This is a genomic window from Ramlibacter sp. (genome assembly GCF_029866045.1).
Classification (GTDB): Bacteria; Pseudomonadota; Gammaproteobacteria; order Burkholderiales; family Burkholderiaceae_C; genus Ramlibacter.
This window is the reverse complement of record NZ_JARXAB010000014.1, coordinates 1-21,248: the sequence shown is the minus strand read 5'-3', so window position 1 is coordinate 21,248 and position 21,248 is coordinate 1. Positions and strand designations below refer to the sequence as shown.

Below are 21,248 nucleotides of genomic sequence, written 5' to 3'. Positions count from 1 at the left end.
GGCGTCGTGGGTGGCTGAGGCGGCGCGCCCTCACCCTTGCCTGAGCGGTTGCCCTGAAACAGAACGAGGAGAACACACATGAACCCACGACCGGACGGCCAACGCGATGCCTGGAGCTTGCTGCTCCTCAAAGCGCAGCGCGCTCACCAGCAGGCCCAGCAGCAACTCGCCCTGGCCCAATCCCGGGAGGCCCAGCTGCTCGCTAGCGAGCAGCGGGTACAGGCCATGTTGGCCGAGTACCGCCGGCGCCAGACAGAAGCGCTTGATGGCGGTCAGATGATGGCCGACACGCGCAACGATCGCCAGTTCATGGCCCAGTTGCAGCGGCTGCTGGACCAGTCGTTTCGGGCGACCGCCCAGGCGCGGCGTGACCGAGAGGCCCAGGCCCAGGCGGTCCTGGCCGCTCGGGCAGAGGTGGACAAGGCCGAGAAGCTCGAGGCCCATGCCCGTGCCCGCGAGCGGGTTTGGCGCGACCGGGTCGAGCAAAAAGCCCAGGACGATCTGGCGACCATGCGCTTTCAGTGGCGCACCGCCTGAGGGGTCGGGCGCCGGCTCAGGCGGGGGGAGCAAACCATGGATAATTCCGGCTTACTTTCTCCGACCCACCCGGTAGCGCCGCATGTTTGATTTCGTTCGCAAGTACAACAAGGTCCTGCAGTTCATTCTGCTGTTGCTGATCATTCCGTCTTTTGTGCTGTTCGGCGTGGAGGGCTACCTACAAATGTCCGATAAGGACAAGGCGGTGGCCGAGGTCGATGGCAACGACATTCGGCAGGGCGAGTGGGACACGGCCCACAAGGCCGAGACCGACCGGCTGCGCCAGCAGATGCCCACTCTGGACGTCAAGTTTTTTGATTCTCCCGAGGCGCGCTACGCCACCCTCGAGCGCCTGGTCCGTGACCGGGTCATTGCCGCTGCGGCACAAAAGGCCCACCTGGCGGTCAGCGACGAGGCCCTGGCCCGCGAACTGCAACGCATTCCGGCTGTCGCTGCCCTGCGCGGCCCCGACGGTAAGCTCGACGTAGCCCGCTACAAGCAGATCCTGGCCCAACAGGGCTACACCCCCGAAGGTTTCGAGGCCCAACTGAGGTCCGATATCGCCACCCGTCAGGTGCTCGCCGGCGTTGCCGGCACCGGCCTGCCCGCCAACGCAGTGGCCCGCGGCGCCTTCGACGCCTACTTTGAAAAGCGCGAGATCCAGGTCGCCCGCTTTGACGCCGCCGCCTACGCAGCCAAGGTGCAGCCCACCGACGCCGAGATCGAGGCCTTCTACCAGGCCAACCCCAAGCGCTTCCTGGCCCCCGAGCAAGCCAACATTGAGTACCTGGTGCTCGATATCGAGTCGATCAAGAAGGGCATCACGGTCAGTGAGGCCGACCTCAAGACCTACTACGAGCAAAACAGCGCCCAGATGGCCGGCAAGGAAGAACGTCGTGCCAGCCACATCCTGATCACGGCCGACAAGGCGGCGCCCGCCGAGCAGCGCGCCGCCGCCCGCAAGAAGGCGGACGACTTGCTCGCCCAGATCAAGGCCAAGCCCGAGAGCTTTGCCGAGCTGGCCCGCAAGAACTCGCAAGACCCGGGCTCGGCCACCAAGGGCGGCGACCTGGACTTCTTTGCTCGTGGCGCCATGGTCAAGCCCTTCGAGGAGGCCGCCTTCGCGTTGAAGAAGGGTGAGACCAGCGCCGTGGTGGAGTCCGACTTCGGCTTCCACATCATTCGCCTCACCGACATCAAGCAGCCCAAGGTCAAGAGCTTCGAGGAAATGCGGCCCGGCCTGGAGGCGCAGCTGCGTCAGCAGCAGGCCCAGCGCAAGTTCGCGGAGAGTGCCGACGCCTTTAGCAATGCGGTCTACGAGCAGGCCGACGGTCTCAAGGCCGTGGCCGAACGCTTCAAGCTCGAATTGCGCACCGCCACCAATGTGCGCCGTGAGCCTGCCCCGGGCGCCGACCCCAAGAGTCCGCTGGTCAACCCGAAGTTCCTCGGCGCCCTGTTTGCCGCCGACAGCGTGGAGAAAAAGCGCAACACCGAGGCGGTGGAATTCGGCTCCGGCCAGATGGTCTCAGGCCGCGTGAACGAGCACCAGAGCGCCCGCACCCGCCCGCTGGCCGAGGTCAAGGATCAAGTCCGCGTCGGTCTGCAGGTGACCCGCGGTCTGGAGCAGGCCCGCAAGGCCGGCGAGGAGCAGCTTGCGGCCTGGAAGGCGCAGCCTGCATCCGCCACCCTGCCTGCGGCCGTGGTCGTCTCGCGCCAGCAGCCAGCCGGCCAGGCCCGCCAGGTGGTCGAGGCCGCGCTCAAGGCCCCCGTGGCCGGTGACGCGCCCGTCTTTGTCGGCGCCGACCTCGGCGAGGCGGGTTACGCAGTGGTCAAAGTGGCCAAGGTGATCGCGCGCGCCGAGCCCGACGCCGCCGCTGCCAAGGCCGAGGCCCAGCAGTACACCCAGTGGTGGACCCAGGCCGAGGCCCTGGCCTACTACAACCTGCTCAAGGAGCGGATGAAGGTGCAGGTCAAGGTCCCGGCACCCACGCCGGGCAAGGGCGACGAGGTCGCGTCCAAATAGGCGTCTGTTGTTGGCGCCCTTTTTGGCTCCTTTGTCGGCGCCAAAGTAGGCGATGGAGTGTGGTGAGGTAGATCGGGCGTCGGTCATCCCCGCTTCTCGCCAGGCCCCCGGAGACGCAGCAAAACTCGGGACCTCAGCCAAACACCAAAAATAGCCGGCCTGTGGGTCGGCTTTTTCATGGGCGCCCCGCAGGGAGGCCTGCCGCAGGCCCAACTCGCTGCCCTTGTGCCTTGGCTCAGGAGAAGGGCGGATCTCAGTTGTCAGCTGAGTCTCGGTTCAAGGCCCGAGCGGCCAAGGTCCAATCCGCGATAGCGAATGACGGTAAACGCCACCTTTACTCTATATCGCATAAAAGCTATCATGACGCCATGGATCGTGACCTTTCATCCGAAAGCCGAGCAGGAGTTATTGGCCCTGCCGGCGGATATGCAGGCGCGGTGTCTGCGCATCGCAGAGCTGCTGGAGGAATTTGGACCCCAAAGGGTCGGCATGCCCCATGTGAGACCGTTGGGCGCCAAGCTTTGGGAGATGCGCATGCAGGGGCGTGATGGCATTGCCCGGGCCGTGTATGTCGCAGCCCAGGGCCGACACCTTCGGGTTCTGCATGTATTCGTGAAAAAGACCGAAGGCACGCCGCGCAACGCGATTGAGGCAGCCTTGAATCGACTGGAGTCACCGCAATGAAGACAGATAAGACGATGAAGTCATTGCAGGCCGTGAAGGCCCGGGTCTTGCGCGACCCGGTAGTTCGCGCTGAATACGATGGCCTGTCGGATGAGTTCGAAATGGCGCGAGAGCTTGTTGCAGCGCGCAGCCGAGCCGGCCTCACTCAGTTGGAGGTGGCCACTCGTATGGGCACCAGCCAAAGCGTCATCGCCCGTCTTGAGGGTGGCAAGCGGCCGCCGAGCCTGCGCACGGTGCAGCGCTATGCTCAGGCCGTGGGCTGCAGGGCAGTGTTGCGCCTCCTGCGGAGTTGAAGGGGTTGAAGGGGCGTGACCAACGCGAAGGCGCTTCCTCGTACGCATCCAAGTTCAAGCTTCAGCCATTCGCCCAAGCTCTGAGCTTTTGACCAAATCCACGCGTCGCCGGTCGTCCACGCCACGGACCACGTATTTTTGGTGGATCAGGCGTTCTACCGTCTGGATGCGTTCGATCGCATCGGCCACTCGGGTGCTGCCTTTGAGTTTGGCGATCACATGCATGCGCAACCAGTGGTCGTTGATGGCCGGCACAGCGTCTTTGCGCTCCCAGAGGCTCACTGCGTTTTCAGTGAGATTGCCCATGAGCTTGCCAAGTCCCTGCTGAGTCAGGCCCAAGTGAACCCGCAGGAATCGGAATTCCTTGCCGGTCAATAGTCCGGGCTTGTCGATCAGATGGCCTGCGAGCAACCGGTGCAAGCCCTCGACGTCATCGATCGCAATGCCCTTGCCGTACTTGGTTTCCTTGACGCTGTAGCCATTGGCAAGCCAGACATTGTCCAGCCCGCAGGCGGTGTAGTGCAGCCAATCTCTCATCATCACGTCCTTCTCGTCATCACCGTCACCACGACCAGATCTGGGTCGGCATCGTCTAGCGCCACCGCCACGGCCAGATTCCGGCCCGAACCGAAGTGCTCCATCGTGCACTTGAGGGTTCCGCGCAATCGGTCTCGCCGGGGTGGTCGTTCCATGATCCCCATCTTTAGGCAGGCATACACCTCCCAATCGATCACCGACCTCTGCTCCATCCGAGCGAGGGCGTGGGAGGTGATGACGACCCTCGCACTGTCCTGCGCCGTCCGCCGGATGTGCGCCTGCAGTTGCAGGTTCGACATGTTGTGGGATGAGAGCTTAGCACCCATAAAAAATGTGGGTTTTCGCCGATGGCGGATGCGTAAGGCTCTCATGGGAGTTTGCCGCTGGCGCACGCCGGCCTGTCGAAATTGCCAAGCGGCAATCACGTTCACTCAGCTTCAGATCCATCCAGTGGATCCGCCATGCCCGGCCGCGGCTGACGAGCCACGCGCCCCAAGATGCGGCTGGCAGTCAACCCAGCCAGCGAACCGCTGAGATAAGACCTCTAACCGAGAAGCTCCACCAGCAATCGCACGTGGCTCACCTCCCGGAAATCGCGAACGATGCGGACACAGCTTTCGATGCTCGCTGGCGAAATGTCTGCGCTGGGGCAGAGTGCGCGAAGCTTTTCGTCGATGTCCGTCCATTCGATGCCGTTGATGGCCGAGCCCCGAGGGGCGAACACCGTGCTTGAAAAGCTGCGTCCGTCGCGTGTTTTGACCGTGACCGTCGCGCCCTGTTGGTAGCGCTCCACGTTCTCCGTGGGCGGCTCACCGGCTTGCACCAGGTCCAGCAGGCTCCGGATCCGCGGATCGGATATTTTTTCAGGCGTGGCATGCGCCCAGGTGAGTCCACCGTCGGCTGTGCCCGCCGCTGCGAAATAGATCGGGCTGTGCGCCATGTCGATGAGGTTCTCCGGATGCCGCGGCCCAGGCATCTTCTTCATGCCGGGCTTCGAGCAAATGATGGCGCTGATCTCGCTCGCCGGCACATCGGCCAGGCGGGCCGCCTGTGCCGCCGCCTCGGCGATTGCGTGATGCGGGTGGCCGCCGGGCACGAGCTTGATCGCCATGTGCGTGAGGGTTTGCCACTCTTGGCCCAACTTGTCGACCACCTGGGCCATGCGACCCGAGGCCTGCGCATCCAGGCCGTACACCGCAAAGAAGCCGGCGGGATGTTCGAAAATGGTTTCTTCCGCAGTGAATCCCATGCCCGCCAACTGTGCCGCCTCGACACCCAACATGGCCGCCAGACCCGCGTGGTGATCGCGCGCGGTGCTCGTATTCGCGGCAGCCAGCAGCCCGCCAATGGAAGTCGCTGCAAGGGCCAGCGCATGGGTCATCTGGCCAGGGTCGAGCTTGAGCAAAACGCCTGCCGAGGTGACGGCTCCATAGATGGCAACGGTGCAGCCGTGGAACCCGTTCTCGTAGGTGAGGCCGGGAACCACGCCGGTGTTGATGCGGCAGGCCACCTCGCATCCCAGGGCGATGGCGCGCAGTACTTCTTTTCCGCTGGCGCCCGTTTTCTCGGCCACGGCGATCGCCGCCGCGACCGCCGATGTTCCGGCGTGCACCGCGTTTCGCAAGTCGCTGTCGTCCGAGGCTGCAGAGTCACTCATCAGCGCATTCACCCGTGCCGCACAAGCCGTGGGCAAGCGTTGACCCTCGCTGAACCAAACTGTGGACTCGGCGGCGCCGCCACGTGCGAGCATGAGGCTGCGGATGATGCTCGATGAATCGAGTCGGGACCCAGCAGCAGCACTCGCCACCGTGCTGGCCACCAGCATCGCGGAGTAGTCGATCACTCGGTGAGGAATGTCCTCGTCATGCGTTTGCGTGGCAAATCGGGCAAGGTCTCCTGCGATGGTCATGGCACCCCCTTCGGTGATGGATCCCGCCCAACAAAAAGCCCGGTGATGCCGGGCTTTTTGAGGTGTTTGCCTTTTCAGCGATCAGACCTGGGCTAGGCCTAAAAACTTAAAAAATTGCTTTGAATCGACTATTCCAAAGTAAAAAATGGGGTGACTGATGGGACTCGAACCCACGACAACCAGAATCACAATCTGGGACTCTACCAACTGAGCTACAGCCACCGTCGAGGGCACGATTATAGCGGGCTGGCGGCGTTCAAGTCCCGATCAGTTCACCAACACCAGCTTGCCCATCACCCCGCGCGCGCCCATGCGGGCACAGGCCTGGTGCAGATTGGCCATGGGCAGGGTGCAGTCGATCACCGGTTTGACCTTGCCCTGGGCGTACCAGCCAGCCAGGGTTTGCATCATCTTCGCGCTGGCCTGGGGTTCGCGCTTGGCGAAGTCGCCCCAGAACACGCCAACGATGGAGGCGCCCTTGAGCAGTGCCAGGTTCAGCGGCAGGCTGGGGATAGGGCCGGAGGCAAAGCCCACCACCAGGTAGCGGCCACGCCAGCCAATGGAGCGAAAGGCGGATTCGGCGAAGTCGCCACCCACCGGGTCATAGATCACGTCGGGGCCTTTGCCGCCGGTAGCCGCCTTGATGGCGTCGCGCAAGCCGGCTTGGGGCGTGTGAACGCTGTAGTCAATGGTCTCGTCGGCGCCGACTTTCTTGCACAGCGCGCATTTCTCGGCGCTGGAGGCCGCTGCAATGACCCGCGCGCCCGCCGCCTTGGCGATCTGGATCGCGGCCGTGCCCACACCGCCGGCGGCGCCCAGAATCAGCACCGTCTCACCTGGCTGCAACTGGGCCCGGTCCATCAGCGCGTGGTAGGAGGTGGCGTAGATCATGATGAACGCCGCCGCGTCCACCGCTGGAAAGCCCTCGGGCAGCGGCATGCACAGCGCCGCTGGGGCCAGGGTGTGGGTGCCAAAGCCGCCGGTGCCCGAGAGGCAGGCGACACGCTGGCCCACCTTCAGGTGCGCTACGCCATCACCCACGGCCTCGACAATGCCCGCGTACTCCGAGCCGGGCACGAAGGGCAGGGGGGGCTTCATCTGGTACTTGTTTTGGACGATGAGCAGGTCCGGAAAGTTCAGGCTGGCCGCCTCGATGCGCACCCGCACCTGGCCGGCTTTGGGCTCGGGGGTGGGCAGTTCTTTCCACTGGAGGGCTTCGACGCCCACGGGGTTCTCGCACAACCATGCATGCATCTCGCGCTCCTCTCGGTCTTATGCCGGGATCATAGGTTGCCGCCGGCCAGGCAGGCTGGGCCGCCTTGTCTCGCGCGCGACGGCCGCCACCTACAATGACCGCAAGCAAAGAAAGCCCCATGAAGATCCTGATTTCCAATGACGACGGCTACCAAGCCCCCGGCATCGTTGCCCTGCACCAGGCGCTTCAGGGCCTGGCTCACGTCGAGGTGGAGGTCGTCGCTCCCGAGCACAACAACAGCGCCAAGTCGAATGCCCTCACGCTGAACCAGCCTCTGTATGTGCACCCGGGCGCCAATGGCTTTCGCTACGTCAACGGCACCCCAGCCGACTGCGTGCACATCGCCTTGACCGGCGTGCTCGGCTACCGGCCCGACCTGGTGGTCTCCGGCATCAACAACGGCGCCAACATGGGCGACGACACCATCTACTCCGGCACCGTGGGTGCGGCGATGGAGGGCTATCTGTTTGGCATTCCTGCCATCGCCTTCTCGCAGGTAGAAAAAGGCTGGGCCCACCTGGAGTCGGCCGCGCGCGTGGCGCGCGATCTGGTGCAGCAGGCGCTGTCCCAGGGCTGGCTCGAGCGCCCGCATCCTTTCTTGCTCAATGTGAACATTCCCAACCGGCCGTACGAAGACATCGGCGACGTCGAGGTATGCCGCCTGGGCCGGCGCCATGCGGCCGAAGGCGTGATCGCCCAGACCAGCCCGCGGGGCGAGACCATGTACTGGATCGGCAGCGCCGGCGCGGCCAAGGACGGCGCCGACGGCACCGACTTCCACGCCACCGCCATGGGCCGGGTGTCGGTGACGCCCTTGCAGGTCGACCTCACCCACCACGCGGCGCTGGGCGATTGGGCGGGTCGCTTCAAGCCATGACCCAGCGGCGCCCCAGCTTTCCCGCCCGGCTCGACCTGGGTAAGCCCGCCACCCCGAAGGTTGTCACCCCGAAGGTCGTCACCTCCAAGCCGGCCACCCCCACTTTGTCTGAGGCGCAGGGCCTCAGCACTGCCCCGGGGACCGGCGCCAATCCGGGACGACCTTCCCCCCATGTGACGGTGGCTGGCCCCGGACGCCACGTCAAACCGCTGCCAGCCACCCCCAGTGGCCTGGGTCTCGACTCAGCCGCAGTGCGCGCAGGCATGGTCCGCAAGCTCGCCGCTCAGGGCGTGGCCGACCCCCAGGTGCTGGCCGCTATGGGCCGGGTGGAGCGCCACCGCTTTGTCGACAGCGCTCTCGTGATTCAGGCCTACGAGGACACCAGCCTGCCGATCGGCCTGGGCCAGACGATCTCCAAACCCAATGTGGTGGCGCGCATGATCGAACTGCTGCTGGCCGCGCCAGGGCGTCGCATCGGTGTCACAGCAGGCCAGGCCTTGCCGACGTCTTTGCCGCAGTTGGGCCGGGTGCTCGAGATCGGCACCGGATGCGGCTACCAGGCGGCTGTGCTGGCCTGCGTCGCGCGCGAGGTCTACAGCATTGAGCGCCTGCGGGGCTTGCATGACAAGGCGCGCGAGAACCTGCGGCCGCTGCGCATTCCCAATGTCCACCTTCTGTTTGGCGACGGCATGGTGGGCTACCCCAAGGGCGCGCCCTATGCCGGCATCATTGCCGCCGCTGGCGGCGAGGCGGTGCCTCAGGCCTGGCTTGACCAGTTGGCCGAGGGCGGCCGACTGGTGGCGCCCACCGTGATGGAGGGCGGCCAGCAGGCCCTGGTTGTGATTGATCGCACACCCACGGGCTTGGTGCGCAATGTTCTTGAGGCGGTGCATTTCGTCCCCCTAAAATCCGGCACTGCCTGAAGGAAGCCCACCGCCGATGCGTTACGCTCCGCCCGACCTGCACCCCCTGCGCGCGCAGCCTGTGTTCTCCCCCCTGGGCGCCTTGTCAGCACTGCTCTTGGTGGCCGCATTGGCCGGCTGCGCTTCGGGGCCGCGGGTGCCGGCGCCGGTGGAAGAGCGTGCGTTGTCGGGCCGGCCTCGGGCCGACTTCAACCTGCCGAGCGCGCCGGGGGCAAGCTCCCCCCGCGCTGCACCCGCCGATTCCCGTGCCCTGCTCGGGGCCGAGAACGCCGGCAAGCCGGGCTATTACACCGTCAAGCCGGGCGACACCCTGGTGCGCATTGGCCTGGACTCTGGCCATAACTGGCGCGATCTGGCGCGCTGGAACCGGCTGGACAACCCCAATGTGATCGAGGTGGGGCAGGTCATCCGTGTCGCCCCGCCAGCGGGCGAGCCGGTCGTGCCCCGTGCTGCGCAGGGCGGCTCTCCGGCGCCATCAACACCGGTATCCGCCAACGCGGCGGCGGGTTCGTCTCAGGCGGCGTCCACGTCGGGGGTGACCACCTCCCCGGTCACCGCCAGCCAACTGCAGGCCCAAGCGATGGGCCCGGTGGGCGCGGCGTCCGGCCCGACAGCGTTGCCGCCCTTGCCGCCAGCGTCCGCGGCGCAGGCGCCGCGCGCGCCAGAGGCGGGCGGTATCGCTGCACCCGCCGAGGACGAGGTCGCCTGGGCCTGGCCCATTGCCGGCGGCGGCAACCTCTTGGCCGGCTTCGATGAGGTTCGCAACAAGGGCCTGGACATCGGCGGCAAGGCTGGCGATCCGGTGCTGGCGGCTGCCGACGGCCGGGTGGTGTACGCCGGTGCTGGCTTGCGCGGCTATGGCAACCTGGTCATCCTCAAGCACAACAACACCTACCTCACCGCCTACGCCCATAACCAGACCCTGCTGGTCAAGGAAGACCAGGCGGTGCGCAAGGGCCAGCGCATTGCCGAGATGGGTTCGACCGACGCCGACCGCGTCAAGCTGCATTTCGAGATTCGTCGGCAGGGCAAGCCGGTCGATCCCGCGAAGCTGCTGCCTCCCCGCTGAGCGCGGGAGGCTCGGCAGGCGTCATGGGCGCTGGGCGCCTGGCGGTCTCTGCCGTTGCAACCGGCTTGTCCGCCGCATCAGTGGAACTCACCCCGCCGGCCGCACCCGCCGCACCCGCTCCGTGAGGCGCCACCAGCTGCGGCCCCACCCGCTGCAGTCGAAGATGAGCCGCCAATCCGCCGCCGGGGGCATTGGACAGGGCGAACACGCCGCCCATGCGCTGCACTGTCTTGTTGACGATGGCGAGGCCCAGCCCGGCCCCGGTTGCCTCGGTGCGTGCCGCATCGCCGCGGAAGAAGGGCTTCATCAGGTTGGGCAGGGCCTCGGCGGTCACGCCCGGGCCATGGTCACGCACCTTGACCATCACCCAGTCGGCGCGGGCCCGCGCGGAAATCTCCACCCGTGCCAGGCCCGTCCCGGGGCTGCGCCCATAGCGGCGGGCGTTCTCCAGCAGATTGGCCAGCACCCGCATGAGGTCCACCTCGTCGGCCTGCACCTCCAGCGCTGGCGGTATATCGAGCGACACCATCAGGTCGTGCTGCTCGCGCACCGCTGCGACGCATGCGCTCAGGATCGCGGCCAGCCGCACGGGCCGCAGCGCGCTGGGGTAGGGGCGGGCGTAGTCGAGGAACTTGTCGATGATGGCGTCGAGCTGGTCGATGTCGGCGGCCATCATCTGGCGGGCGTCGGCGTCGGCCACGCTCAATTCGGTCTCCAGCCGCAGCCGTGCGAGCGGCGTGCGCAGGTCGTGCGAGATGCCCGCCAGCATCACTGCCCGGTCCTGGTCGATCTTGGCGAGCTGGGCGGCCATCCTGTTGAAGCCGATGTTGACCTCCCGGATCTCGCTGGTCACCGCATCCTCGTCGAGCCGGCTGGCGTCGAAGTCGCCATCGCGCACGCGGCTGGCGGCGAAGGACAGCTCCTTGAGCGGCCGGTTGATCAGGCGCGCAATCAGCGCTGCGCCGGCGAGTGACAGACCGGCGGCGGTGACCAGCCAGATCAGCCAAGTGCGGCCGCCCACATGGGAGAAGCGCTCCTGGTTGAGGCGCAGCCAATAGGTGTCTTCTTGGATGCGAAAGCCTACCCAGAGGCCCCCCTCGCCGTTGACGCTGGCGGCCATGAGGGTGCCCGGGCCCAGTTGTTCGATCAGCCGCTCGGCAATGCTGCTGTCCATCAGCCCGGCACGCAGCGGCGTGTAGCGGTCGCCCGGCTCGCGCGGACGAATCTGTACCCCTTCCTCGTCGTCGAGTGTCTTGAGCAGGAGCACCCGGGCGATCGGATCGGTGTGGCGCAAGGCGGTGCGGCTGAAGTTGACCAGCGAGGCGATCTGCTGCGCCGTCTGCGCAGCGCGTGGCTCGTATTCCAGCGAGCGGAAGGTCTGTAGCCACGCAATGATCGAGCCGACCAGCAGCAGCGCCAGCAGGAAGAAGGTGCGCCAAAACAGCGACAGGCCCAGCCGGGGCGCCGGCGTGTCGCTGGAAAGGCGAGAGTCCATGGGCGTGGTGCGCGCAGTGGCGCTGGCCCCGGGCGGGTCAGCCCGCACCGTCTGGTACGAAGACGTAGCCCACACCCCAGACGGTCTGGATGAAGCGCGGCGTGGCCGGATCGGACTCGACCAACTTGCGCAGGCGCGAGACCTGCACATCGAGGCTGCGGTCGAAGGGCTCGAACTCGCGCCCGCGCGCCAGGTGGGCCAGCTTTTCGCGCGAAAGCGGCTGGCGTGGGTGACGGACCAGGGCCTTGAGCATCGCGAACTCGCCCGTGGTCAGCGGCAATTCGCCGCCGTTCTTGCGCAGGGTGCGCGCGCCCAGGTCAAAGGAGAAAGGCCCGAACTGCACCATCTCGTTCTCGGACGAAGGCGCCCCCGGTGCCTCCAGCGCAGGTCGCCGGCGCAGCACCGCATGAACCCGGGCGAGCAACTCGCGCGGGTTGAAGGGCTTGCCCAGGTAGTCGTCTGCGCCCACCTCCAGGCCGACGATGCGGTCGACGTCCTCGCCCTTGGCGGTGAGCATGATGATGGGGGTGCGGTCGTTGGCCGCACGCAGCCTGCGGCAGATGGACAGGCCATCCTCGCCGGGCATCATGAGATCGAGCACGATCAGGTCGGCCGACTCGCGCAGCATGAGCCGGTTGAGGGCCTTGCCGTCCTCGGCGAGGATGACCTCGAAGCCCTCTTGGCTCAGGTAGCGGCGCAACAGGTCGCGGATGCGGGCGTCGTCATCGACAACCAGGATCTTGTCGGTGTGAGAGTGGGCAGTGCTCATGGCTTCCACCGGAGTTGTAACAACGCCGATTCTTAGCCAGATGCTGCAAGCAATACGAGCTTAGGACTTCTCTTTCACCTCTCCTTACATTCTTTTCGACTCGTCTTTGGATGGCTTACTGGGCTGCCCAGCCGCCGTCCATGTTCCAGGCCACGCCGCGCACATTGCCTGCCGCGGGCGAGCAGAAGAACACCGCCAGTTCCCCCAGCTCCTCGGGGGTGGTGAACTGCATGGAGGGCTCTTTCTCGCCGAGCAGTTGGCGGGTGGCCTCCTCGTTGCTCCAGCCGTTGGCGGCGGCCTTGGCGTCGACCTGCTTCTGGACCAGGGGCGTGAGCACCCAGCCCGGGCAGATGGCATTGCAGGTCACACCGGTGGTGGCGTTTTCGAGAGCGATCACCTTGGTGAGCCCGACGATCGCGTGCTTGGACGCCACATAGGCCACCTTCTCGGCCGATGCCACCAGGCCATGCACCGAGGCCACGTTGATGATGCGACCCCAGTTGGCTGCGCGCATGGCCGGCAGCGCCAGGCGGCTGGTGTGAAAGGCGCTCGAGAGGTTGATGGCGATCACCGCGTCCCAGCGCTCAGGGGGAAAGTCCTGCACCGGTGCCACATGCTGGATGCCGGCGTTATTCACCAGAATGTCCACCTGCCCGAAGCGCTCGGCGGCGAACTTCATCATGGCCTCGATCTCGGCGGGCCGGCTCATGTCGGCGCCGTGAAAGGCCACCCTGGCGCCATGCGCCGCGGCGATCGCCTCGACCTCTGCCTGCGGGCCGGTGGCATCGCCAAAGCCGTTCAGGACGATATGGGCGCCCTGCCGGGCCAATGCCTTGGCAATGCCAAGGCCAATGCCGCTGGTGGATCCGGTCACCAGGGCGGTTTTTGCTTTGAGCATGAGAAGGCTCCTATCCAGTACGATGCCAAAAACGAAGGGGGTGAGCGCCGGTGAATCAGCGCCTTTGAGTGAGCGCGTAGGCCTGCGTCTGCAGCACCTGACGCGCCCGAAGCGCCTCGCGGCCACTCCCAAAAACTGACCCGGCGAGCTCCGCCATTTTCCCACGCCCTTTCATGTCTGAACCTCAGCTGCGCGACATCCTCTGCGAAGGCCCGGCCGGTCCGCACCGAATGGCTTGGTGGCAGTGGGGCGACCCCGCCGCCCCGGACCTCATCGTCTGTGTGCACGGGCTGGGCCGGCAGGGCCGCGACTTCGACGTGCTGGCACAGGCCCTGGTCGACGCTGGCGTCGACCGTGGGCGCCCGGTCCGGGTGGTTTGCCCCGACATCGCCGGGCGTGGCCGCAGCCAGTGGCTGGCCGATCCGCAGCACTATGTGCCCCCGACCTACGTGGGCGACATGATCGTCTTGCTGCAGGCCCTGCAGCAGCAGGCGCCCATCGCCCGTCTGAGCTGGGTGGGCACCAGCATGGGGGGGCTGATTGGGCTGGGCCTGTTCGGCACCCCTGATCTGCCCTTGCCCGCGCCCCTGCACCGCTTTGTCCTCAACGACCTGGGGCCGGTCACCGAATGGGCCGCGATCCAGCGCATTCAGGGCTACATCGGCGGGCAGGTGCGTTTCGCCAGTGAGGAAGAGGCGGCCCTCGCCTTGTGGGCGGTCTCGGCCAGCTTTGGCCCGCACACGCCGGAGCAGTGGCTGGCGCTCACCCGGCCCCAGCTCCGCGCTCTGCCGACCGAGCAAGGGGGCGGCTTCACCCTTCACTATGACCCGGCGATCGCGCTGCCGCTGCGCCAGGCCACCGAGCAGTCCCTGCGCGAGGCGGCGCAGGTGCTCTGGGCTTTGTACGAGCGCATCACCGCGCCCACGCTGCTCCTGCGCGGCGCTGAGTCCGACCTGCTGTCGACGGCCACCGCAGAGGCCATGACCGAGCGTGGACCGCGCGCCCGCATGATCGAGTTTGCTGGCGTGGGCCATGCACCCACCTTGGTGGTGGCCGAGCAGGTGGTGCCAGTGGTCGACTTCCTGCTCGCGGCGTCATGACAGGCCGCAATGACAGGCCGTTCAAGGTGACAGGCCGCTCATGAAAACGCATGAGGATGGCCCCCCCCAGGACCCGACCCTGGCCGGCGTCGTGGCCGCCGCCGAGCAGAGCCTGCCCCAGCAGGCCGACGCCCTGTCGCGGGCCCGCGCGTTTGCCGAGCCGCTGATCGCCCACGAGACGCTGGACACCGGCGAGAACATGCTGGCCCATGCCGACGCTGTGGCCGCGATCCTCGCCCGCATGGGCGGCTCGGAGGCGATGCAGGCGGCCAGCTACCTCGTCTACGCCTGCCCGATGCTGGCCCGGCCTCAGGAGGCCATCGCCCGCGGATTTGGCGAGAGCTACGCCGACCTGGCGGTGCAGACCAACCAACTGGTGGCCGTGCAGCGCCAGGCCGCCAGCGGCAGCGCCGCCGACCAGGCCGAGAACGTACGCAAGATGCTGCTGGCGTTCTCACGCGACCTGCGGGTGGTGATGCTGCGCCTGGCCTCTCGCCTGCAGACCCTGCGCTGGTTCGCCGCGCAAAAGCGCCAGGTGTCCGAGCAGGTGGCGCGCGAGTCGCTAGAAGTCTTTTCGCCTCTGGCCAACCGCCTGGGGATCTGGCAGGTGAAGTGGGAGCTGGAGGACCTGGCGTTTCGCGCCCTCGAACCCGACACCTACAAGCAGGTGGCTCGCCTTCTCGACGAAAAGCGGGTTGAGCGCGAGACCTACATGGCGCAGCTGCGTCGCGAGGTCGAGGCCGAGCTGCGGGCGCAAGGTTTGCAAGTCCAGGTGGCTGGGCGGCCCAAGCACATCTTCAGCATCGTCAAGAAGATGCGTGGCAAGTCGCTGGACTTCGACCGCGTGTTTGACGTGCGGGCCTTGCGCGTCATCGTGCGCGAGCCGCGCGAGTGCTATGCGGCCCTGGCCTGGGTGCACCAGCGCTTCGAGCCGGTGGAGGGCGAGTTTGACGACTACATCGCCCGGCCCAAGCCCAACGGCTATCAGTCACTGCACACGGTGGTGCGTGACAAGGCCGGTCGGCCGATCGAGATCCAGATCCGCACCCAGGCCATGCACGAGCATGCCGAGCACGGCGTGGCGGCCCACTGGGCCTACAAGGAGGCTGGTACCAAGGGCTATGCAGGCATTGCGGCCAGCAGCGCCTACGACGCCAAGATCGCGGTGCTGCGCCAGCTGCTGGCGTGGGAGCGCGATATTGCGGGCGCCGGCACCAGCTTGTTCGCCGACCGCATTTATGTGCTCACGCCACAGGCCACGGTCGTCGAGCTCACGCAGGGGTCGACCGCTGTGGACTTTGCCTACTCGGTGCACACCAACCTGGGCCACCGCTGCCGCGGTGCCCGGGTCGATGGCGCCTTGGTCACGCTCAGCACGCCCCTGAAGAATGGGCAGACGGTGGAGGTTGTCACCGCCAAGGAGGGCGGGCCCTCGCGCGACTGGCTCAACCCGGAGCTGGGCTTTTTGGCCAGCCCCCGGGCCAAGTCCAAGGTGCGTGCCTGGTTCAATGAGCAGGCGCGCCACGAGACGGTAGCCCGTGGCCGCGAGGCGGTGGAAAAGCTCCTCCAGCGGGAGGGGCGCACCGCGTTCAAGCTCGAAGACCTGGCCGATCAACTGGGCTTCAAGGCCGCAGACGACCTGTTCGCAGTGGTCGGCAAGGACGAGTTTTCCCTGCGCACCATAGAGACCCTGCTGCGCCCGGCCGAGGCGCCGCCCGACGTGGACGAAGTGCTGCTCAAAAAGTCGCGCGCCGCCGCTGGGGGCGCCTCGCCCAAGGGCGGCGTGCTGGTGGTGGGCATCGACTCGCTCATGACCCAGTTGGCGCGCTGCTGCAAGCCGGCGCCGCCAGACGCGATCAGTGGCTTCGTCACCCGGGGCAAGGGCGTGAGCATCCACCGCGCGGACTGCAGCAACTTCCGCCAGATGGCCGCGCGCCAGGGCGAGCGGGTGATCCAGGTGGAGTGGGGCCGTGCTCAGGCTGGCCCAGAGGCGGCGATTTACCCGGTCGACGTGTCGGTCGAAGCGGCCGACCGCCAGGGCCTGCTGCGCGACATCTCTGATGTCTTCGCCAAGGAAAAGATGAACGTGGTGGGGGTGCAGACCCAGTCGGTCAAGGGCACCGCCTTCATGACCTTCACCATCGAGGTCGCCGACGCCAGCCGCCTGGGCAAGGTGCTGTCGCTGGTGCGCGAGGTGACGGGCGTGCGCAGCGCGCGGAGGCGGTGAGCGCGCCCGACCCTGACCCGAAGAGACGGGCCGCGGCTTGAGCGACCTGGGCCTGCACCTGGCCGGGAGGGGCTTGGAAGACTGCTACAATCTCGGCTCTCAACGAGACCCAGGCGCGTAGCTCAGCTGGTTAGAGCACCACCTTGACATGGTGGGGGTCGTTGGTTCGAGTCCAATCGCGCCTACCAAACACGGTAAAGAAAAAAGCACTTTGCACAAAATGCAAAGTGCTTTTTTTTATGGCACTTGGAAATGACTGAATTCGGCTCGCAGAGTCGCGCGGCTCCCTTTGGTCTCGCAGTCTTTAAGTGGGGCCGTCATCACGGACGATTCAAGAAAAGGTATCAACCCCCACAGGCTCCAAGGAGGGCAAAGCCATGAGTGAAGTCAAAAAAGTAATGGGCCCCGCTTCGTACTTTCCGTCCATCGAGAAAAAATACGGACAGCCCATTACGCACTGGATAGCCCTGGTCCAGAAGCAAAAAGGCATGAAGCACATGGAAATTGTCCAATGGCTCAAGACCGAGCACGGTCTTGGGCATGGGCACGCCAATGCCGTCGTGGCGTATTGTTTGGCGGCCAAGCCGGCGTGATCCGCCGGGCGCTAGGGGGCAGGGATCTGGGGGCCGATGACGCGTAATGCGCCGTCTCTCGGTGTAGAGCGACGCTGAACCCGCGACCACTCAGTGCTTATGACTGCTGTGGTCATGAACCGATGGCGACGATTTGCCTTGGCCCGAAGAGGCGCTGGCCCCCGCGGTCACTTGAATTTTGCCGCGCATGCCACCTTCATAGTGACCAGGAATGAGACACGCCATCTGCAGGGTGGCAGCCTGCGCGAACTGCACCACCAGCTCGCCGCTTTGCCCAGGCGCGACCTCGATCGCGGCGCCTCTGCCATGTCCGTGTGAGCCGTGCGCTGCGCCTTTTTTCATGTCTTCGGCGTGTTGGCGTATTTCTTCGTCGGTGCCCAGCACCAGCTCGTGGGGCAACTTGCCGTCGTTGTAGACCCGTAGCTTGAGGGTTTCGCCGGCCTTCACTTCAATCTGATTCGGGCTGAAGCGCATGTCATCGCTCATTCGGATGTCGATGCTGCGGTCGACCTTCATGGCGGTCATGCCAGCTGAAGCTGCTCCCGCACCGTGGCCCTCGGTTGAGGCCCCCTCCAGGGCGCCGTGTGCGTGACCGCCCAGGAATTGGGGGTTGTGCTCGAGCCATTGCCATGTGGCGTAACTTCCGATGGTAATGAGCACACCTGCCACCAGGGAGTAAAGGGTGCTGGAGGGGCGCCAAGTGCCAGAAGTGCTCAGGGCCAATGCAGGCACGGAGATGGCATAACCCAGTGGCACCACCCAGGCGCTGCGCGCGGGCGAGTCGGGGAAATGTTGCAAACCGCCGGTAAAAAATCCCAAGCCCACCGACAACAGGGCGCCAAGCAGCAAGGTTTTCCAAAGTCCCTCGCGTGGCACCGTGTCGTCCTCAAGGCGGTGCAGCATGAGCGCGCCGGCCACAAACAGCAAGATCCCGGCGACGGCGGTCCACAACGATCGTTCGCCACTGAAAAAACCGTGATTGACCGCGCCCGAAATGAAGCTGATGCCGCTGTACTTCAGCAGCATGGCTGCGTGTTGGTGCTGAAATGAGTCGCGCAAGGGGTGCTCCAGTGGGTGAAATAGGCCTCAGGTCATGCCAAGACGATCTTGCCTGCACTGACTGCCCCAGCGTGGTGAATGCGGCGGCTGGCAATCTCTATCAAGGGCTCGCAGAGCTTGGCGACCGCGATTCTCAATGGGGGCAGGCGGGGGGCATTCTTGTCGATTTCTTGCCCCTTGAGGGCTGAGGGTCGAAGTGCGCCACGGCCGCCATGCGCCTGCCGGACCGGTGGCCATCAGGGGGGGACTGGTACGGTGGCCATCACTGTCCCCATTACGGTAGCGGCCCGCGTCCCAAATTGATGGGCAGGGGCTCTTGACGCGCACTCTGGTCTGCTTGGCACAGCTTTTGCGTTCCGTCTTGTACACAAGATTGGATGCTTCAAAGTGGTGCAAGTTACTGGTTCAGTCGCTCCTGATGGCCCTGTGTTGGGGAGCCCCGACGCTGCCTGGATTTGCCGGCTGACCCCATCCCCGGTGGGCCAGGCTTCGGACGAACAAGGCGATCAGGCGCTGGCGGGGCTGTCATTCGCCGTGAAGGACAACATCGACGTCGCTGGCTTGCCCACCACGGCGGCCTGCCCGGACTTCGCGCACACGCCCACAACGACGGCGGTGGTGGTGGAGCGTCTGCTCCGTGCTGGTGCATCCTTGCGCGGCAAGACCAACCTCGACCAGTTCGCGTGCGGATTGAATGGCACCCGCAGCGCGTACGGTGCCGTTCCCAATTCATTTGACGCCAGGTATGTGAGTGGCGGATCCAGCGCCGGTTCGGCCTATGCGGTGGCTACCGGCCAGGTTGACTTCGCGCTCGGCACCGACACCGCGGGCTCCGGGCGAGTGCCGGCCGGCCTGAACAATATCGTGGGGCTTAAGCCTTCGCGCGGCTTGATCAGCACGCGGGGCGTGCTGCCGGCGGCCCAGAGTGTGGACGTGGTGTCCATCTTCGCTCGCACCGTTCCGATGGCGCTGCGCGTGCTGGCCACAGCCCTGGCGCCAGACCCGCAGGATGCTTATTCCCGCACGCTGCCCCTGCGCACTGCACCGTTCGGCAAAGCGTTTCGTTTCGGGGTGCCGAGCGCACCTGATTTTTGCGGTGACGCGCTGGCTGAGGCGGAGTTTGGGGCTGCAGTTCGGCGCATGGAGTCCCTGGGCGGTACGGCCCTTGCCTTTGACTACCAGCCCTTTGCGCGCGCCGCCGCACTGCTGTACGAAAGCGCGCTGGTCGCTGAGCGCTATGCGGCAATCCGCTCGTTCTTTGACGATCACGCCGATTCGGTGATGGAGCCAGTGCGCGGCATCATTGCCCAGGGGCAAAAGTACAGCGCCGCCGATGTCTTTGACGCCCAGCGCACCTTGCGCCTGATCGCGCAAGAAGTAGCCCCTTTGTGGGAGCGCATCGACTGCATGCTTGTGCCCACGGCACCGACGCACTACACGATTGCGCAGATGCAGGCTGACCCTGTGGTGCTCAATCGCAACCTCGGCGCATACACCAACTTCGTCAACTTGCTCGACTATGCGGCGCTGTCGGTTCCCAGCAGCATCCGGCCCGATGGCCTGCCTTTCGGTGTCACGCTGATTGGTGCCTGCGGCAGCGACTGGGCCTTGGCAGAACTCGGCCAGCGCTATCACCAGACCTCGGGCCTCACTTTGGGGGCCACGGGTCAGGCGCTGCCCGCAGCCGAGGCGTTGGTCCCTGTTCCCGTCGACCCGCTCGAGCCGCGCATGCAGGTGGCAGTAGTCGGCGCGCACCTCTCGGGGATGCCGCTGAACTGGCAACTCACCGAGCGTGGCGCGCGCCTCGTGCGCCACACACGGACCGCAGCCGACTACCGGCTGTATGCCTTGCCCGGCACGGTTCCGCCCAAGCCGGGGCTGGTGCGCGTTCCTGAGGGAACAGGCGCTCCCATTGCGTTGGAGGTCTGGGAGATGCCGACCGCGCAGTACGGATCCTTCGTCGCCTTGATCCCCGCGCCGCTAGGAATCGGCACGGTACGCCTGTCGGACGGCGCACAAGTGCAGTGCTTTGTCTGCGAGAGCGAGGCGCTGCGGGGCGCACGGGACATCACCCACCTGGGCGGTTGGCGCGCCTACATGCAGGCCATTGCCACAGCGTCCGCAGCCTCAGTCACGTCCGCAGCCTGAAGCCACACCCTCGCCAAAGACGCCCATGACCGACCCGCAGCTTCTTGCCTACGCGAATGCCAGCGCCGACGCGCTTGGCATTCCCATGGACGCGGCGCGGGCGCAGCGAGTGGCAGGCTATCTGCGGCTTTCTGGCAGCTTCGCGGGTCTGCTGGACGCGGTTGCAATGGGCCCGGAACTGGAGCCGGCCGAGGTGTTTTGCCCGGCGCCTTTTCCCAGCGTTGACCCGGCGACAGGGGAGGGGCAGTCATGACGCGCGCCAGTTCCTGGGCTGGCCGCGGTCAGTCGGCGTGTTCGCGGCTCGAGGAGGCGCTGGCACGCATCGACCAGACCGACAGCCGAATCAATGCGTTTACCCACGTGACCCGCGATCGTGCCAGGCGTGAGGCCGAGTCTGTGGACGCCCGCCGCGCGCGCGGTGAGGCGCTGGGGCCTCTGGCGGGCATGCCGTTTGCCGTCAAAAACCTCTTTGACATCGAGGGGGTGGTGACGCTGGCGGGCTCCAAGATCAATCGTGACCATGCCGCTGCCACGGCCGATGCCGTGTTGGTGCAGCGCTTGCGGGACGCAGGTGCCGTGTTGGTGGGGGCCACCAATATGGACGAATACGCCTACGGATTCACCACCGAGAACACGCATGAGGGCCCGACCCACAACCCGCACCGTTTGGGCTTCCTGGCCGGTGGTTCTTCGGGTGGGTCGGCGGCTGCAGTGGCGGCCGGCCAAGTGCCGCTAACGCTGGGGTCCGACACCAACGGGTCGATCCGGGTGCCCGCATCGCTGTGCGGCGTTTGGGGGCTCAAGCCCACCTTCGGGCGCTTGTCGCGCCGCGGCACCTACCCCTTTGTTCAC

Annotated in this window: 21 protein-coding genes and 2 tRNA genes; 14 read left to right on the top strand and 9 right to left on the bottom strand. The window is 66.0% G+C overall.

Annotated features, from left to right (window positions below):
- Positions 1 to 78 precede the first annotated feature (78 nt).
- The 4 genes from QE494_RS01010 (at position 79) to QE494_RS00995 (ending at position 3,537) form a co-directional block, all read left to right on the top strand.
- On the top strand, positions 79 to 537 hold the full coding sequence (locus QE494_RS01010) for a flagellar FliJ family protein (protein WP_300040587.1): 459 nt from the start codon (positions 79 to 81) through the stop codon (positions 535 to 537).
- A gap of 82 nt (positions 538 to 619) precedes the next feature.
- The gene (locus tag QE494_RS01005; RefSeq protein WP_300040585.1) at positions 620 to 2,560 is read left to right on the top strand and encodes a SurA N-terminal domain-containing protein; all 1,941 of its coding nucleotides are present in this window, start codon (positions 620 to 622) and stop codon (positions 2,558 to 2,560) included.
- A 360-nt stretch (positions 2,561 to 2,920) separates the two neighbouring features.
- A complete protein-coding gene (locus tag QE494_RS01000) occupies positions 2,921 to 3,244 on the top strand; it encodes a type II toxin-antitoxin system RelE/ParE family toxin (protein ID WP_300040583.1) in 324 nt (107 codons plus the stop codon).
- Complete coding sequence (locus QE494_RS00995) at positions 3,241 to 3,537, top strand: helix-turn-helix domain-containing protein (RefSeq protein WP_300040581.1); 297 nt, start codon at positions 3,241 to 3,243, stop codon at positions 3,535 to 3,537. The genes QE494_RS01000 and QE494_RS00995 overlap by 4 nt, the downstream gene beginning before the upstream one ends.
- A 54-nt stretch (positions 3,538 to 3,591) precedes the next feature.
- Here the strand turns inward: QE494_RS00995 and QE494_RS00990 are convergent, their stop codons facing one another.
- From QE494_RS00990 to QE494_RS00970, 5 genes are all read right to left on the bottom strand, one after another.
- Positions 3,592 to 4,077 carry a hypothetical protein gene (locus QE494_RS00990; RefSeq protein WP_300040579.1) on the bottom strand — a complete coding sequence of 162 codons (486 nt, stop codon included), beginning with the start codon at positions 4,075 to 4,077 and terminating at the stop codon, positions 3,592 to 3,594.
- On the bottom strand, positions 4,077 to 4,505 hold the full coding sequence (locus tag QE494_RS00985; RefSeq protein ID WP_300040577.1) for a DUF4258 domain-containing protein: 429 nt from the start codon (positions 4,503 to 4,505) through the stop codon (positions 4,077 to 4,079). The genes QE494_RS00990 and QE494_RS00985 overlap by 1 nt, the downstream gene beginning before the upstream one ends.
- A gap of 113 nt (positions 4,506 to 4,618) precedes the next feature.
- Positions 4,619 to 5,983 carry an MmgE/PrpD family protein gene (locus QE494_RS00980; protein ID WP_300040575.1) on the bottom strand — a complete coding sequence of 455 codons (1,365 nt, stop codon included), beginning with the start codon at positions 5,981 to 5,983 and terminating at the stop codon, positions 4,619 to 4,621.
- Positions 5,984 to 6,129: 146 nt separating this feature from the next.
- Positions 6,130 to 6,205, bottom strand: a tRNA-His gene (locus tag QE494_RS00975).
- A gap of 45 nt (positions 6,206 to 6,250) precedes the next feature.
- Positions 6,251 to 7,237, bottom strand: a complete 987-nt coding sequence (locus QE494_RS00970) for an NADPH:quinone oxidoreductase family protein (protein WP_300040573.1) — start codon at positions 7,235 to 7,237, stop codon at positions 6,251 to 6,253.
- A 119-nt stretch (positions 7,238 to 7,356) separates the two neighbouring features.
- On the opposite strand from QE494_RS00970, the gene surE reads away from it, so the two are divergent.
- From surE to QE494_RS00955, 3 genes are read left to right on the top strand one after another with little or no spacing between them, the layout of a single operon-like run.
- Entirely contained in the window at positions 7,357 to 8,115 is a 759-nt protein-coding gene (surE, locus tag QE494_RS00965) for a 5'/3'-nucleotidase SurE (RefSeq protein ID WP_300040571.1), read from the top strand.
- Positions 8,112 to 9,038, top strand: a complete 927-nt coding sequence (gene pcm, locus QE494_RS00960) for a protein-L-isoaspartate O-methyltransferase (RefSeq protein WP_300040569.1) — start codon at positions 8,112 to 8,114, stop codon at positions 9,036 to 9,038. Before surE ends, pcm begins: the two co-directional genes overlap by 4 nt.
- Positions 9,039 to 9,054: 16 nt before the next feature.
- Entirely contained in the window at positions 9,055 to 10,107 is a 1,053-nt protein-coding gene (locus tag QE494_RS00955) for a peptidoglycan DD-metalloendopeptidase family protein (RefSeq protein ID WP_300040567.1), read from the top strand.
- Here QE494_RS00955 and QE494_RS00950 read toward each other — a convergent pair.
- From QE494_RS00950 to QE494_RS00940, 3 genes are all read right to left on the bottom strand, one after another.
- Positions 10,037 to 11,602, bottom strand: a complete 1,566-nt coding sequence (locus tag QE494_RS00950) for an ATP-binding protein (RefSeq protein WP_300040565.1) — start codon at positions 11,600 to 11,602, stop codon at positions 10,037 to 10,039. The genes QE494_RS00955 and QE494_RS00950 overlap by 71 nt on opposite strands.
- Positions 11,603 to 11,639: 37 nt before the next feature.
- The gene (ompR, locus tag QE494_RS00945; RefSeq protein ID WP_300040563.1) at positions 11,640 to 12,371 is read right to left on the bottom strand and encodes a two-component system response regulator OmpR; all 732 of its coding nucleotides are present in this window, start codon (positions 12,369 to 12,371) and stop codon (positions 11,640 to 11,642) included.
- 115 nt (positions 12,372 to 12,486) lie between these two features.
- A complete protein-coding gene (locus tag QE494_RS00940) occupies positions 12,487 to 13,269 on the bottom strand; it encodes a 3-hydroxybutyrate dehydrogenase (RefSeq protein WP_300040561.1) in 783 nt (260 codons plus the stop codon).
- 173 nt (positions 13,270 to 13,442) lie between these two features.
- Here QE494_RS00940 and QE494_RS00935 point away from each other — a divergent pair, with 173 nt between their 5' ends.
- The 4 genes from QE494_RS00935 to QE494_RS00920 all read left to right on the top strand — a co-directional run bounded on the left by QE494_RS00935 (position 13,443) and on the right by QE494_RS00920 (position 17,189).
- Positions 13,443 to 14,369, top strand: coding sequence for an alpha/beta fold hydrolase (locus QE494_RS00935; RefSeq protein ID WP_300040558.1), 927 nt, complete (start codon positions 13,443 to 13,445; stop codon positions 14,367 to 14,369).
- Between the two features lie 40 nt (positions 14,370 to 14,409).
- Positions 14,410 to 16,596, top strand: coding sequence for a bifunctional (p)ppGpp synthetase/guanosine-3',5'-bis(diphosphate) 3'-pyrophosphohydrolase (locus QE494_RS00930; RefSeq protein WP_300040556.1), 2,187 nt, complete (start codon positions 14,410 to 14,412; stop codon positions 16,594 to 16,596).
- A gap of 111 nt (positions 16,597 to 16,707) precedes the next feature.
- A tRNA-Val gene (locus QE494_RS00925) sits at positions 16,708 to 16,784 on the top strand.
- A gap of 189 nt (positions 16,785 to 16,973) precedes the next feature.
- Positions 16,974 to 17,189, top strand: coding sequence for a DUF4287 domain-containing protein (locus tag QE494_RS00920; RefSeq protein WP_300040554.1), 216 nt, complete (start codon positions 16,974 to 16,976; stop codon positions 17,187 to 17,189).
- 90 nt (positions 17,190 to 17,279) lie between these two features.
- Here QE494_RS00920 and QE494_RS00915 read toward each other — a convergent pair whose 3' ends face one another.
- Complete coding sequence (locus QE494_RS00915; RefSeq protein ID WP_300040552.1) at positions 17,280 to 18,248, bottom strand: plastocyanin/azurin family copper-binding protein; 969 nt, start codon at positions 18,246 to 18,248, stop codon at positions 17,280 to 17,282.
- A 462-nt stretch (positions 18,249 to 18,710) separates the two neighbouring features.
- Here QE494_RS00915 and atzF point away from each other — a divergent pair, with 462 nt between their 5' ends.
- The 3 genes from atzF to QE494_RS00900 form a co-directional block, all read left to right on the top strand.
- Complete coding sequence (gene atzF / locus QE494_RS00910; RefSeq protein ID WP_300040589.1) at positions 18,711 to 20,396, top strand: allophanate hydrolase; 1,686 nt, start codon at positions 18,711 to 18,713, stop codon at positions 20,394 to 20,396.
- Positions 20,397 to 20,421: 25 nt separating this feature from the next.
- Positions 20,422 to 20,649, top strand: coding sequence for a DUF4089 domain-containing protein (locus QE494_RS00905; RefSeq protein WP_300040550.1), 228 nt, complete (start codon positions 20,422 to 20,424; stop codon positions 20,647 to 20,649).
- The coding region (locus tag QE494_RS00900; protein ID WP_300040548.1) for an amidase family protein at positions 20,646 to 21,248 on the top strand (603 nt) is incomplete at its 3' end. The genes QE494_RS00905 and QE494_RS00900, both read left to right, overlap by 4 nt.